At 61.6% G+C, this 14,472-nt stretch carries 13 protein-coding genes; 3 read left to right on the top strand and 10 right to left on the bottom strand.

Annotated elements, in window-relative coordinates; all coding sequences use genetic code 11:
* The first annotated feature begins 1,328 nt into the window (after positions 1 to 1,328).
* On the top strand, positions 1,329 to 2,999 hold the full coding sequence (locus ACVISU_RS35945) for a recombinase family protein (protein ID WP_456710114.1): 1,671 nt from the start codon (positions 1,329 to 1,331) through the stop codon (positions 2,997 to 2,999).
* 27 nt (positions 3,000 to 3,026) lie between these two features.
* On the opposite strand, the gene ACVISU_RS35940 is transcribed toward ACVISU_RS35945, so the two are convergent.
* Genes ACVISU_RS35940 through ACVISU_RS35910 form a run of 7 tightly spaced genes read right to left on the bottom strand, consistent with a single transcriptional unit; the run spans position 3,027 to position 9,917 of the window.
* Positions 3,027 to 3,515, bottom strand: coding sequence for a Zn-ribbon domain-containing OB-fold protein (locus tag ACVISU_RS35940; RefSeq protein ID WP_456710113.1), 489 nt, complete (start codon positions 3,513 to 3,515; stop codon positions 3,027 to 3,029).
* Positions 3,512 to 4,708, bottom strand: a complete 1,197-nt coding sequence (locus ACVISU_RS35935) for a thiolase C-terminal domain-containing protein (protein ID WP_456710112.1) — start codon at positions 4,706 to 4,708, stop codon at positions 3,512 to 3,514. The genes ACVISU_RS35940 and ACVISU_RS35935 overlap by 4 nt, the downstream gene beginning before the upstream one ends.
* Positions 4,705 to 5,988, bottom strand: a complete 1,284-nt coding sequence (locus ACVISU_RS35930; RefSeq protein ID WP_456710111.1) for a CaiB/BaiF CoA transferase family protein — start codon at positions 5,986 to 5,988, stop codon at positions 4,705 to 4,707. Before ACVISU_RS35930 ends, ACVISU_RS35935 begins: the two co-directional genes overlap by 4 nt.
* 48 nt (positions 5,989 to 6,036) lie before the next feature.
* On the bottom strand, positions 6,037 to 7,257 hold the full coding sequence (locus tag ACVISU_RS35925; RefSeq protein WP_456710110.1) for an ABC transporter substrate-binding protein: 1,221 nt from the start codon (positions 7,255 to 7,257) through the stop codon (positions 6,037 to 6,039).
* A gap of 29 nt (positions 7,258 to 7,286) precedes the next feature.
* On the bottom strand, positions 7,287 to 8,243 hold the full coding sequence (locus tag ACVISU_RS35920; protein WP_456710109.1) for a PDR/VanB family oxidoreductase: 957 nt from the start codon (positions 8,241 to 8,243) through the stop codon (positions 7,287 to 7,289).
* Between the two features lie 14 nt (positions 8,244 to 8,257).
* Complete coding sequence (locus ACVISU_RS35915) at positions 8,258 to 9,577, bottom strand: Rieske 2Fe-2S domain-containing protein (protein WP_456710108.1); 1,320 nt, start codon at positions 9,575 to 9,577, stop codon at positions 8,258 to 8,260.
* Positions 9,578 to 9,590: 13 nt separating this feature from the next.
* Positions 9,591 to 9,917: a hypothetical protein gene (locus ACVISU_RS35910; RefSeq protein ID WP_456710107.1), complete on the bottom strand. Its 327-nt coding sequence runs from the start codon at positions 9,915 to 9,917 to the stop codon at positions 9,591 to 9,593.
* A 205-nt stretch (positions 9,918 to 10,122) separates the two neighbouring features.
* Between ACVISU_RS35910 and ACVISU_RS35905 the strand changes: the two genes are divergently transcribed.
* Complete coding sequence (locus ACVISU_RS35905; RefSeq protein ID WP_456710106.1) at positions 10,123 to 10,617, top strand: MarR family winged helix-turn-helix transcriptional regulator; 495 nt, start codon at positions 10,123 to 10,125, stop codon at positions 10,615 to 10,617.
* Positions 10,618 to 10,633: 16 nt separating this feature from the next.
* On the opposite strand, the gene ACVISU_RS35900 is transcribed toward ACVISU_RS35905, so the two are convergent.
* Positions 10,634 to 11,827 carry a CaiB/BaiF CoA transferase family protein gene (locus ACVISU_RS35900; RefSeq protein WP_456710105.1) on the bottom strand — a complete coding sequence of 398 codons (1,194 nt, stop codon included), beginning with the start codon at positions 11,825 to 11,827 and terminating at the stop codon, positions 10,634 to 10,636.
* A gap of 10 nt (positions 11,828 to 11,837) precedes the next feature.
* Positions 11,838 to 12,149: an acyl-CoA dehydrogenase family protein gene (locus tag ACVISU_RS35895; protein WP_456710104.1), complete on the bottom strand. Its 312-nt coding sequence runs from the start codon at positions 12,147 to 12,149 to the stop codon at positions 11,838 to 11,840.
* Here ACVISU_RS35895 and ACVISU_RS35890 point away from each other — a divergent pair.
* Entirely contained in the window at positions 12,143 to 13,120 is a 978-nt protein-coding gene (locus ACVISU_RS35890; RefSeq protein WP_456710103.1) for an ABC transporter substrate-binding protein, read from the top strand. The genes ACVISU_RS35895 and ACVISU_RS35890 overlap by 7 nt on opposite strands.
* Positions 13,121 to 13,183: 63 nt before the next feature.
* Here ACVISU_RS35890 and ACVISU_RS35885 read toward each other — a convergent pair whose 3' ends face one another.
* Complete coding sequence (locus ACVISU_RS35885; protein ID WP_456710102.1) at positions 13,184 to 14,338, bottom strand: ABC transporter substrate-binding protein; 1,155 nt, start codon at positions 14,336 to 14,338, stop codon at positions 13,184 to 13,186.
* Positions 14,339 to 14,472: the final 134 nt, after the last annotated feature.

Below are 14,472 nucleotides of genomic sequence, written 5' to 3'. Positions count from 1 at the left end.
GATTTGCCGCGTCGGGCTATCCGACTAGAGTCGATTGATGGATCATCGGCCCATACCACTGACGAACGTTCTGATCTCAAGAAAGTGATCATAGTCCAGACGAAACCCTTGCCGCACGGCATCCCTCAGGTCGCGATGCCGGTCCATTCGAACTGCTGCAAGCTTAAGCAGCCATTCATGCTTAGGCGAAACAAACACTAACGTCTTGTTCCGAATTGGCGGTTGACCTCCGAAGTGCGCGCACGAACGGCCTCAAGTCTCATCGTAGACATCACGATCAACCAATGCGAGTTCAGGCAGCCGGAGAGAATGCATCGAAGAGTCTCGCTTGTTAACCACCGCCGCCCCGGTCCTTGACCCAGAGAGCAGCCGCACCGATCAGAGCCGTCAGCGTCCCGCTCCACCAGATCGAACGCGGCCGCGCGGCGCTGATCGAACTGAGGTATAGGAATGCGCCGAGCAAGACACCATAATGCTTGCGAAACTCGCCACTTCTGCGAGCGATTTCAACGAGGTCCGAAGACCTGGCCTCATGATTTGCCATCACGGCCGCCTCACCCTTCTCTCATTGGCCAACATGATAAAGCTGAGTTGGGTGTTCCGTCGAGCCCTATTTCGCATTTTCCGAATAATGTGATCGAGGCATACGTCATATCGGCGCGAGGATCGAAGGCGCCAGCCGTGACGCGAATCGGCACGGTTCACGAGCGCCCGCCCGCAGCAAGCGGCGTGCGAGACCGGCTCCAGATTCCCTGGCCCAGCTCCAGCGGCTAATGTCGCCATTGCTGGGGAGAAATTGAGAATGAGACTTTTGAGTATCGCTGCCGCCTGAGCACTGCTGGCTGGCTGCACAGCATCCAAGCAGGAGGTCGTGACCGGGCTCGGCGACCAATACATCGGCCAAACATCGATAGACTTGTGGTGCAGTTCGGGCGCCAACCAGCACATTTAGGATGAAGCTGCCAATCAACCTATGTCTGGCAACTCTCCGCTGTGACTGACATTGAAGCCGACCGAGGTTGGGGCACGGCGAGCACCCGCTATTGCACGGTTAGCGTCATCACCTCGCCTACTGGGGTTGTCCAACAGCTCAATACCCAAGACTCGAACGCCGGATATGAACTCGGTGTAGGTATGCATGGCAGCATTTGCGGCCAACGCCTGGGAATGAGACCGCAGGGATAAGCCCGTTCGTCCCGGCTTTTCTGAGGAACCATCTGGGCACTGTCGCGATTACCAACCTGCGGGCACGGTTGCATCGATATCGCAGGTCTCCGACGGTGCCTAGGCCACGTTCAACTTCTTCGAAGGTCAGGGAACGTGCAACGGTGTCGCGCGGACGAAGGCCTGCAAATGCCACCACCGTCCAAGAGCATCCGCAACCGCCCCCGACGCTCCGTGCAGCACAATACGTGCGGATGTCCTCCGATCCTCAAAAATACTCGATTGAAATTCAAATAGCCGCCAACGCTGTGTACGCAGCACGCCGAGGCATGGAGATCGTCCGGACCTATTCTGATCCAGGGCGCAGCGGTCTTACCATTGCCCGCCGTAAAGGCTTGCAGCAACTCATTGATGACGTCGACAGTGGACGGTCAGATTTTGATTGTGTCCTCGTCTTCGACATTAGCCGTTGGGGACGCTTTCAAGACACTGACGAAAGCGCCTTCTATGAGTTCATCTGCAGACGGGCGGGTATATCGGTTCACTATTGCTCTGAAGAATTCGAGAACGATGGCAGCCTGTCGGCGGTGATACTCAAGAACTTGAAGCGCGCGGGAGCTGCTGGCTTCAGCCGGGACCTGTCGCGAAACGTATTTATGGGCCAGTCGAATATCGTCGACCGAGGATATTGGCGGGGCGGAGCGGCGCCTTTCGGGCTGCGTCGGATGCTCGTCGACGCAAACGGCAAGCGTAAGGGAGTGCTACAGCGCGGCGAGCAGAAGAACTTGAAATCAGAACGGGTCGCTCTCGTCCGAGGGCCTACCTCGGAAGTCAAGATTGTCCGTCGCATCTTCTCATCGTTCGTGATACAGAGGAAAAATAGGACGCGAATTGCGGAGGAACTCAACGCTGAAGGCCTACCAAGTCCTGGCGGGAAACGATGGACCGCGCTGACTATCAGCAACCTCCTCGCAAACGAGCTTTATTTGGGTCATATCGTTTTCAATCGCAGCTCAATGAAGCTAGCCGGGCGACGTGTGATCAACCCGCCTGAAATGTGGATCCGCCACGACAACGCCTTCGAAGGCATCGTCGATCCGCGTCTTTTCGCTCGAACACGAAAGCGGCTCGCTGAAGTCGCAAACAACAAGAAAGAGACCGATCAGCAGCTGCTTGATAGTTTAGCGGCTCTCCTGCGACGAAAGGGCAGACTGTCAGTTCACATCATCCAGGCGGCAAAGGGCGTGCGTCACCCGGCTGTATACACAAACAGATTTGGGTCGCTCATGAGAGCCTATGAACTTGTCGGCTACAGGCCCGGCAATCGGTACCGCTTCATGGAGGTCGCCATCGAAATTGATCGCACGATCTGCTCGGTCGTCGATGATATCATCATCAATCTTAGAGGACGCGGCGTGAACGCCTCGTTCCTGCACGAATTATACCTTGTTACGATTTCTGGAGGATTGACGGTATCGGTAGCGGTGGCGCGCGCCGTTTCGGACGGTGGCACCAGATCTCGCCGGTGGGAGGTACGGAAGCTCAAGTACCAAAAGGCCGAACTTACGCTTTTAATTCGGATGGACAGTGGCAATAGCCGCATTCGCGACTATTTCCTGCTCCCCACCGCCGCCCTTCCGTTGACGAAGGATAGAAAGAAGCTGCGCGTGTCGGATCGTCTCTTCAGCCGAATGCGGCTCGACAGCCTTGAGGCCGTTATGGCAGCTCTCTATGGCCGGCTGCGTGCGTCGCGAGAAGAAAGCAGCAGGATCGATGCTCTCCCTCTGCCAAGCGCATTTCAGCGAAAAGATCACACGGCGGTCGGATCAGTCTGAATCATTCGTGTCAGGCCACAGACTTGTTTAACCAGCCGATTGGCCGACCGACACGGCTGGGCCTCGCTGCACTCGCCATTGCAGCAAAGAAAAAGCTGGATCGGCTTCCGGGTGATGTTCGAAGACCCCCTCGACCTCCGCTCCGATGACGACGGTCTGCTGTGGATCGCCCAGCAGGTTGCCCACCATGCGCACCCCGCCGGCGTGTGGCAATTCGACAAGAACAGCGAGATACGGACCGTGCTGCTTCAGCGCCGCGTGCGAGGGATGCCAGACGCGCTCCCAACTGAAGATACGGCCGCGCGGCTCGACCTCGGTCCATGTGAGGTCAAAGGCATGACAATGATGGCAGATCCATTCGGGCCCAAACTGCCAGCAATTGCAGCGGGTGCAGCGTTGTAGCAATAGCCGGCTTTGGCGCAAGCCCGCCCAATAGGGTGCCGAGAGGTCATCTGGCTCGCTAACCGGAATGGGTAATCCGGCAGGAAGATAGCGCGCATTGAGGGGCTCACTCATAAGGCCGCCTCCGAACCCAGAATGAGGTTGCTCGCGGGCGTCACCATCGGGCCGCCGATCACCAGCGCCACATCGTTTCGTCGAACCTGGTTCGTCGAGGTCCCGCGTACCTGCCGAGCAGCCTCCAGAACAAGCTCAAATCCGTGCATATAGCACTCCGCTAGATTGCCCCCGCTGGTGTTGAGCGGCAGTCGCCCTGACGGCGCGATCAGGTTCTCCAATGTCAGGAAGTCGTTGGCGTCCTCGGGCTCGAAAAAGCCGTGCTCCGCCAGCGCCATTACGACGCCGCCAGTGAAATTCTCATAGGCCTGGACTGCGCCGATATCCGATGGCTTGACCCCGGCCATGCGATAGAGATCGGCCGCAACGGTATCGAAATTCGCGGTGGCGTAGAGCAGTGCGTTGTGCGCCGTCGCCGCCGCGCGATGCCCGGATCCGAAGGCCGCTCCGAGCAGATAGGCCGGCTTGTTCCGGAAGTCGCTGGCGCGTTGCGCCGATACCAGCACCAGGGCTGCGGCACCGTCATTCTCCATGCAGCAATCGTAGAGATGAAACGGCTCCACGATCCAGCGCGAGGCATCGTATTTCCCGGCGTCCAGCGGTTTGCCGTGCATCACGGCGCGCGGGTTGGCCTGGGCATGGTAATAGGAGGCGAGCGCAATTGCGCGCAACGCCTCTTGCCGCACGCCGTGCTCGTGCATATACCGCTGCACCCGCATGGCAAAGCGCTGCGGTGGCGCCAGCACGCCATAGGGCATCAAATAGGACCGTTCGCCCGAAACGGTGTGGATCCCACCTGCCTGCCCGAAGCGGCCATATTGGCCCTGTGCCAACGAGCGGAACACCACGACGCAATCGGCAAGGCCCGCGACAATCGAGGCAGCCGCATTGGCAACAGCGGCGCAACAGCCGCCGCCTCCTCCGCCCCACTGCATGGTCGCCGAGCGCAGTCGATGCGTGCCCAGCGCCGCGGCCAAGCGCGAGGCCTCGCTGCGATCGTCGCTGTAGGAGGAGAAGCCGTCGATCTCGCGGGGATCGAGCCCGGCATCCTGGCACGCCGCCAGAATGGCCTTCAGCGCGAGCTTGAATTCCGGGTCGGGCGAAGCGCCGTGGCGGTAATATTCGGTTTCACCGATCCCGATCACGGCCACCCGGCCGCGCAGCGTCCGCTCGTCCTGCGCCCGCACCGTCACGATTTGACCTCCGGTCGCGAAGGCTGGCTGCCAAATGCTCCGCTCGCCGCCAGGCGCCCGATGTCCTCGTCGGAATATCCTAGCAACTCACGCAGAACATGTTCCGTGTGCTGCCCGACCGTCGGCGCCGCGACGGGATCGGCGATCGGCGTCCGCGAATAGCGGATCGGCAGGTTCACGTTCGGCACCCAGCCAACCGTCTCGTGCGGGATCCGGGTCACGATCCCGCGCTCCCTTGCCTCGGGCGAACGGATCGCTTCGCCGACGGTGCGCAGTTGCCCGCAGGGCACACCGGCCGCGCGCATCCGCGACTGCCAGTGCGACCAGGGCTGCTGGGCAAAGGCATCGCCGAGGATCGCGAACAACTCGTCCCGTCGACGGATCCGGTCAAGACCGCTTGCGTAGATCTCGGCCGCCGCGAGGTCCTCGCGCCCGAGCACCTGCGCCATCAGACGCTGGAAAATTTTGTCGTTGCCGCAGTTGATATAGAAGGAGCAATCGCTGGCCAGAAATACCCCCGACGGGCACGTATCGGGGCTGGTATTGCCGCTTCGCTTCGGATCGGCACCGCTAAACAGCGACTGCATGGTCGCGTAACCGGTCATCAGGACCGCATTCTCGAACAACGACACCTCGATGGCCTGGCCCTGCCCACTGCGCTCGCGCGCCAGCAAGGCGCCGAGAATCGCATTGCTCGCCATCATCGCGGTGCTGATGTCCATCACCGGCGACAATGCGCGCACGCCTTCGCGGTCGGCATAGCCGTTCATGGAGACAAAGCCGCTCTCGACCTGCGCGATCGGATCGAAGCCAAGCCGGTCCGAAAACGCTCCATCGCGGCCATAGGCCGACACCGCGCAATAAATGATCTCGGGCTTGATGTTGCGGCAGCTATCATAGTCGAGCCCCAGCCGCGCCATCACATCAGCCGAAAAATTCTCAACCACGACGTCGGCCGTCGCGATCAGCTCACGCGCGACCTTCAAGCCCTCCGGGGACTTGAGGTCGAGGGCAACGCTACGCTTGTTTCGGTTGGTCCACAGGAACGGCGCGCCGTGCCCGAGCTCGGGATGCACTGGGGGATAACGGCGCAGATCGTCACCGCGGCTAGGCGCTTCGATCTTGATCACCTCGGCGCCCATATCAGCAAGGATCATGGTCGCGAACGGTCCCGCGATGAAATGCGAAAAATCGATCACCCGGATCCCGTCAAGCGCTCTTGGCGCTCCGGCGGGGCGCGGCGTGTGCTCGGGAAAATCGGCTTCAAGCTGGTCCAGCATCACAAGTTCCGTGAGTTTGAGTCCGTGTTCGCGCGGCGAGCTCGATGGTCAATTGCTCTTCGGCTCGGCCAGCGAGCACCCGCCCTGCTCGAGCGGCCGAAACGCCTCCGGCCCGGACAGCGCGCCAACCTGCTCCAACAGGTCCCACCTGGTCTTCGAGGCGCCCGGGCTCTTGACCTTGAAGATGTACATATTGTGGATGGCGCGGCCGTCGGCCCGGACGACAACCGGCCCGAACAAGGCGTCATCGATCGGTGTCTCCTTTAGCTTCTGTATCACGGCCGGCGCGTCATTGGTTCCTGCTGCCAGGGCCGCGTTCAGATAGGCAAGCACCGAGGAATAGACACCGGCGTGGAACGCGGTCGGCGACTGCCCATGCTGCCGCTCGCTAAATTTGGTCGACCAGGCGCGGCTCGCTTCATTGAGGTCCCAGTAAAACGGCTGGGTGATGATCAGCCCCTCCCCGACCGCAAGCCCGCTCGATTCGACATCGTTGGTGGTGGTCAATAGCGCGGCGAAAGTGCGCCCGTTCTGCTTCAATCCGAATTCGGCGGATTGCTTGATCAGGCTGACGGTGTCGCCACCGGCGGTCGCGAACGCGATCACGTCGGCGCCCGAGCCCTCGGCCCGGAGGATGAACGAGGCATAGTCCGCATTGTTGATCGGTACATTGACCGAACCGAGAACGGTCCCGCCGCCGGCGCCAATCACCGCCGTGCCATCGCGCACCATCGATTTGCCGAGCGCATTGTCGGTCGTGATGAAGTACCATTTCTTGCCGCCGTGACGCACAAGATGAGCACCGATCGTGTGCGAGGCTGCCCAGGTATCGAAGGTCCACTGGATCGTGTTGGGCGAGCAATATTTCCCGGTCAGGTCCGAGGACGCCGCGCTCGATGCGATCAGCGCTGCCCTGGTGCCGCGAACCACTTCGTTGACGGCGAGCCCAACGGCCGAGTTTGGTACATCGGCGACGGCATCGACCTTCTCCTGATCGATCCAGCGCCGCGCGATCGCGGCGCCGACGTCCGCCTTGTTCTGGTGGTCGGCGGAGACGATCTCGACCTTAAAGTCGGGATGAAGCCGCATGAAATCTTCTGCGGCCATTTTGGCCGCCGTCACCGAACCTTCTCCGGCATTGTCGGAGTAAGGACCAGACGCGTCGTTGAGCACGCCGATCTTCAGGGAACGCGCAGCGTCCGCCGACGCAGGCGAACTGGCCCAAACAGCCAGAAGGGCTATTCCGGCAATGCGCGAACGATACTTCATGGTTTCCACCCCTATTCTATGTCGTTGTTCTAGAGATCGAGCACCAGCGTGCGGGATTTGGCACCCGAGCAGCAGATCATGACGCTCTTGTTTGCCGCCTGCTCTTCCTTGCTCAGGAACTGGTCGCGATGATCGGGTATGCCCTCGAGTACGCGCGTTTCGCAGGTGCCACAGACCCCCTCCGTACAAGCGTAGTTCGTGGTAATGCCAGCATCCAGCAATGCATCGAGGATCGTCTTGCCGGGCTCGACCGGAATGGTGCGGTTGCTTCGCGCCAGCCTGACTTCGAAGCCACCCTCGGTAGCGGGCGCTTCCCGCGCTTTGAAATACTCCACATGCACGTGATCGGCCGGGCGACCGGCAGCCGCCGCCTCGAATGCCTCGAGCATGGGTACCGGACCGCAGCAATAGAGATGTACGTGGGCTGGCGCGCCTCTGACAATTGCCGGCAGGTCGAAGAGACGTCCCGCTCGCTCGTCGTCGAAATCGACCTGCGTCTTCGAGCGATCGGACCGAAACATCGCGAGCTCGTCGAGGAACGCGGCGGCGGTGCGCGTCCTTGCGGCGTAAAACAGCTCCCAGCTGCGTCCAAGCGCCTCCAGCCTTCGGATCATCGACAGCAGCGGCGTGATGCCGATGCCGCCTGCGATCAGGATCGAATGCTCGGCGTCCTCGTGCAGCACAAAATTGTTGCGCGGTTTCGAGATCGTCATGATGTCCCCGACCCTGACGGTGTCATGGACAAAACTGGACCCGCCCCGGCTTTCAGCATCCTTGTTGACCGCAATGACATACCGGTGCCGTTCGCGCTGATCGTTGACCAGCGAGTAGCTGCGGAGCATGCCGTTCGGCAGATGCAGGTCGATATGACTGCCGGCGGTGAAGGGCACCAATTCGGTGTCTGTTCGGGCGATGAGCTCGTACGAATTGATCCGCTCGGCCTCGAGGCAGATGCGCTTGACCAGCACCTCCTGCGTGTCAGCCATATGATTGGATGGGCTCACAGCTCGTACCCGAAATCGGCACCGAGCTTGGCCCGCATAAACGGCGCGCCGACGTCGACCCAGGAATCCTGCGGTGGTAGCCGCAGCGACACCGCGCGCACCATGAACACGTCCGGGTCCGAGACTCCCTTGGGTTTGATCGCGTGATCGCGATAGGCGCCCAGCGCCTCCAGAATGAAGCGCCGCGTCATGGCGATGCCGGTGTCGCTCGAGCACAGCGTCTCCCGGGTGCGATCGAAGATCGGCGAGACGCCGCTTTGGCAGGCACCGTCCTGGACCCAGAGCCCTGGCAGGCCGGAGAACCAGGTGGTGCGCTGCGCCTCGTAGTCGAACTGGAAACCGTTCTGCGGATTGTATCTGGTCCAGTAGCCCGCGTACGGGACCGTCACCGGGTGCTGCACCAGCGCATTGCGGCTGGCGTGACCGCTCTCGCGACCCTTGTGTCCTTCGGCGAACACTTGCCGCGTCTTCTCCGGCAGCGGCGCCGACGGATGATAGGAAAACATGATGCAGAGCGTGTTCTCGTCATCGATCGGCACCCAGGCATGCCCGCTCAGATCAGGGAACGGCGACAGCGGAGGCACCAGCGTGTAGAACGGCAGCAGGAACTGGTTGACGCGCCAGTACAGCGTGTTGGCATCGTAATTGCGCCGCGCGGCGATGCTCATGCCGAAGTCCTGCTTGATGCATTCGAAGGTCGGCCGTAGATCGCGCTTCTGGATCCAGGCGCTGGTCGTGCCCTGCGCGTCGAGCCTGCCATGCAGCAGCGGCGCATGTGCCGAGTCGATCTCGCCCTCGACGGCCTGCAGCCAGTTGCACTCCTGGACGCGCACCGAGATGTGCACCTGCTCGGCCGGCACCAGATTCCATTCGAGGTTCGGCAGCGGCGGAAGCTCGGCCTGGTCGGGACCCATGTAGGTCCAGATCATCCCGTTGCGTTCCTTGCACGGATAGGCCTTGATCCGCACCCGCTCTTTCAGACGGCTGCGCACGGGCTCTGCCGGCATGTCCGTCACCGCACCGGTGACGTCGAATTTCCAGCCGTGATAGACGCACCGCAGCCCGCAGTCCTCGTTTCGTGCGAAGATCAGAGGTGCGCCGCGGTGCGGGCAGGCCTGGTCGACCAATCCGATGCGGCTCTCGGTGTCGCGGAAGGCGACCAGATCCTCGCCGAGCAGCCGGATGCGCTTCGGCTGCCCGTCCCTGGCGAGATCCGCCGACGGCAGGAAAGGAATCCAATAGAGCCGAAACAGGTCGCCGAGCGGCGTACCCTTGCCGACCCTTACCAGGCGTTCATTGTCTTCGCGCGACAGCATGGGTTTGCCTCCTTCAATTGCGTGTCGTCGGGGCCGCGACGCTGCCGAGAAGCGCGGCGATGCGGTCAGACAGTCCGAGATCCTGGGCGGTCCAAAGTGGGTCTGATGCAGTGAGCGGCTTGCGTGGAACGGGAGGTTGCCTGCGCTGCTCCACCAAGCCGACGATCAGTTCGATGCGGCACCGCTCAAGCTCGCGCAAAGCGTCCTCGACGACGGCGGCCTCCGCCGTGCATCCCGGCAGCTCCGGATAGGCGAGCCGAACCCGCCACTGCCCAGGCTCGGTTTCCACCGCCTCGGCCTCGAGCAGATAGGGAATCGACAGCAGCTCACGCAGGTCCAAGTTCAACCTCCCTGCACGACGTCTCCGGCGCAGCATCTAATACGTATACGTACTATATTGACTGATAGCTGGCAAGAGCCAAACGCCATTGCGCCGTCCACCGAACAGGCTGGTGACGCAGTTCTCCGCAGGGTTGAGGGCAGTCGATCAAGCTGCTAACGGCTAAGGCGAATTCGCAAAATTGCAGCTAGGATCCAACGACGGCATGGCGGTCGACAAGACAACGAAGACGGGTTCAGCCGCAGACATTGCGCGCGACTGGCAACTGGAAGGCGGCGTCGGATTTCTGCTGCGGCTGCTGGAGGCGCGCTACGACGGACTTTATCAAAGCATGACGCGTCAGAGCGACATCACGCCGCGGCAGTTCGGCGTGCTGATGGCGCTCTACCAATTGGGCCCTCTCACGCCCTCGGTGTTGGCGGACCGGATCAGCTGCGATCGTAACACGCTGAGCGAAATGCTGAAGCGGATGGTGGCGCGCCGGCTGGTCTCCAAGAAGGACAATCCGGACGATCGCCGCTCGCTCCGCGTGCAGATCACCGCCAAGGGAGAAGAAGCGCTCCTTGCCGTCATTCCGGCGGCGGCCGAGCTGCAAAAAATCATGCTGGCGCCGCTGCGCAAGGAAGACCGCGCGCATTTCCTGAAATGCCTGTTGGCGATCGCGAAGGCACCGCCGCCGGATGCTCCATCCGATACTTGAGATCGCCGACGCCCGCCTAGGCCGGCGCCTTGCCGAACGTGCCCGAAGCGGCGAGTGCCGCGATCGCGTCGGGCGACAGGCCGAGAATTCGCGACAGCACATCGTCTCGCTGAGCGCCGATGCCGGGAACGTGGCTTCCGATCGGCGTGTCGGCCCCGGACATCTGCCACGGCGCACTGACGCCAACGAACTCGCTGGCGCCGTCCGCGACGGTCCCGAACACGCCACGCTGGCGCAAATGCGCATCGGTCAGCGCAGCGCCCGGCGTCCGGTACTCGGCACAGGGAACACCGGCGCGATCCAACGCCGCGATACATTCGGCGGAGGTGTGACGCTCGGTCCATTTCTCGATCACCTGCATCATCGCCGTCCAGTTGGCGCCGCGTGCAGGAATGGTCGTGAAGCGCGGATCGTGCGCCAGCTCGTCCTGCCCGGTAACCTCGCACAACGCCGCAAAGTTGCGCGGCGTGACCGGGGCGATCAGGATATCACCGTCGCGGGTGCGGACCGGGCCATAAGTCGGACGCGGCGAGCGGATCGGGAATTGCGCTTCCTGCAGCTCGTAGACCAGCAGGTTCAACATGCAATCCATCAGCGCGACATCGACGCGCTGCCCCTTCCCGGTGCGTTGACGCTGGACCATCGCGGTCTGGATCGCGGAATAGCCGAAGATGCCACCGAGAATGTCGGCGACAAAGATGGCTCCGGCCGCCGGACGCTCGCGGTCGCCGGCATAGCGCGCCAGGGACTGATCAAAGGCGCTCTCGGCATGCACGATCATCGCGTACGCCGCCCGCTCGGCGGCAGGGCCGGTCTGGCCATAGCCCGAGATCGAGCAATAGATCAGGCCTGGGTTGATCTGCCGTAGCGCGTCATAGCCGAGGCCAAGACGATCCATCACACCGGGGCGGAAATTCTCGACGAGAATATCCGTCTCCGCGACCATGCGATGCACGAGCCTGACGGCATCGGCATTCTTCAGGTCAAGCGCCAGGCTGCGCTTGCCGGCATTGAGCTGGCCGAAATAAGTACTGTGGCCTTCGCGCAGCGGCGTCCGCAGCCGCATGTCGTCGCCTTCCGGCGGCTCGATCTTGATGACCTCGGCACCCACATCGGCAAGCAGCCGCGCGCAATACGGTCCGGCCACCATGATGGAAAAGTCCAGCACCCGCACGCCGGCGAGCGGCGTCCTGTCGCCATCCCTCTGCATCCGATCTCTCCTATCTCGGCAGCCCGAGCGCCCGTTGCGCGATCAGGCTGCGCTGAATGTCATTGGTTCCGATGCTGATCACCCACATCAGCGAATGCCGCAGGTTCTGCTCGAAGCGGCCGTTATCGATCGCACCCGGCATCTGCTCGGACAGCGCCGCGCGCATCCCGAGGATGTCGAGCGCGGCCTCGCCAAAGCGTTCCATCAGCTCACCGGAGAACACCTTGCTGATCGCGCCATACTCGGGCGGCGTCACGCCGTCAGCGGCGAGCTCGGCGCAATGCATCATCAAGAGACGGCCGATCTCGATCTCTGATGCCAAGGTCGCCATCTTGTCGCTACAGCGCGCCGAAGGCGGTTGAGCAGTCACGCAAGCTGATCGAAGACGTCGGCGCGTTGGCCGAGGTCGGCACGATCGGCACCGCGCCCAACGTCGCGATCCAGAAATACCTGAACGCCAAACAGGTGCCGCAGCTCTTCATCACAGCCGGCGGACGCCGGTTCAACGATCCGAAGGCGTTTCCGTGGACGATCCCGCTCTATCCGGACTTCGAGACCGAAGGCCGCATCGTCGCCAAATACATCCTGGCTGCAAAGCCCGACGCCAGGATCGGTGTGCTCTACCAGAATGACGACTACGGCAGGGACTATCTCAAAGGGCTCCGCGCAGGCCTCGGCCCCAAGGCGGAGTTAATCGTTGCCCAGGCCTCCTACGAACTTGCCGACCCGACGATCGACTCGCAGATCGTCCAGCTCAAGGCGGCCGGCGTCGACACGCTGATCGAGCAATCGTCGTCGAAGGCGGCCGCGCAATCGATCCGCAAGGTCTACGAGCTTGGCTGGAAACCGCTGCACGTGATCGGAGGGTCGACCGCATCGGTCGAAACTATCCTGAAGCCCGCAGGTCTCGAGGCATCGAAGGGACTGGTCACAACGCAATTTCTCAAGCAGCCAGGCGACCCGGCCTGGGCCAATGATGATGAAGTCAAGACCTACAAGGAGTTCCTGAAGACCTACGCCCCCTCGGCGAATCCGGACGACTACTCTGTGCTCGTTGCTTACATGAACGTGCACGCAGTGGAGTTGGCATTGCGCAAATGCGGCGACGACCTTACCCGCGAGAATCTCAAGAAGCAGGCCACCTCGCTGAATGGCGAACGATTGCCGATGATGCTGCCAGGCGTCGCGATCAGCACCCAGCCCGGAGACTACACGCCATTCAGAACTCTGCGGATTGCGACATTTGACGGAGAAAGCTGGTCCTTGACCGGTGAGCCTCTCTTTGCTGACTAGACCAGAGTACGAGAGCCGCCTCAGTACGCGGTTGATCCCACCCCCGTCACTCGACGGCCGAATTCACGACGCAATGCCATCGAGATCAATCATATTCCCGACCGGCAACCAGTTGGCGCCATCAAAGCGGGTGATTTGCAGGTTGTGGACCGCGCGATAGTCGGTTGAAGAGTTGCTGACCTTGATGCCATCCAGAAATAACGGCGGCTGTTCGTCCTTCAGGGATGTTGCATGCTTCAGCAGATTTTCGCGCGTGAGTTCGTCGCCACATCGTCTCAAAACCTGCTCGATCATGTACGCATTGTTATAGCCGGGCGTCGCGGTGTTGTCGTCGATGCTGACGGACGGCATGTATTTCTTCATGAATTCAACATAGGCCTTGACGCGAGGCTTGAACTGCTGGCGCGGATCGGTCGCTATGACTTCCCACCACGCCGAAACGAGCCCTTTCGCATTGTCGAGCCCCGCCGGCGCCAGCGTTCCTCCGATCGAGCTGCAGTTCGAATTGACGATGTGGAGCGGTTTCCAGCCCAGCGCCGCCACCTTGCGGATGCCCTGGGCCGCGAATTTGGAATAGGTTAACTGCACGAAGACATCCGCGCCCGCCCCTTTGCAGTCGGCGACCTGGTTGTCGATCGTAGGCTCCGTGATCTCGTGGCTGATTTCCTTTACGATGGCACCGACCTTGCTGCCGAGCCCTTTCTTCAGGCCACGGAGAAAGTCCTTGCCGAGATCGTCATTGACATACTGAACCGCGATCTTCGCTTCCGGCTTCTCGCTCAGGATATGCGTCCCCAGCGCGGCTCCCTGCGCGACATAGATCGGATAGAACGGCACGATCCAGGGAAATTCCTTGGGGTCGTTGAAGCGCTCGGCGCCCGAGGTCAGGAACAGGTTCGGCACCTTCTTGGCGTTGAGGTATTTCATCACCGCCGCATTCGCCGCCGTGCCGAGGAAGCCGGCGATCGCAAAAACCTCCTCCGATTCCACCAGCTTTCGGGTCTGCTCAACGGCCTTCGGCGGCGAGAACGCATTATCGAGCGAGATCAGGTTGACCTTTCTGCCGTTGATGCCGCCATTGTCGTTGATCATCTGGAAATAGGCTGTCTGCGCCTGCCCATAGACGCCGTATCCGGACGCGGGGCCGCTGTAAGGTGCAGTGGTCCCAAGCTTGATCTCGGTATCAGTGACGCCGGGTCCGTAGTTTGCGGCGCGCACCCTTAACGTGCTTCCGAACGCGAGCGCGCTCGCTCCCAACCCCACAACGGCCGATCTTCGCGATATCAACGTCATGCTCAATCCTCCCTATTATCGATTGTTGGTGATTTGAAGCTCTGAAGCGGCTCTTGATG

Source organism: Bradyrhizobium sp. USDA 4452, from assembly GCF_054063575.1.
The sequence above is the reverse complement of the archived record's forward strand: the minus strand, read 5'-3'. Positions and strand labels throughout refer to the sequence as shown.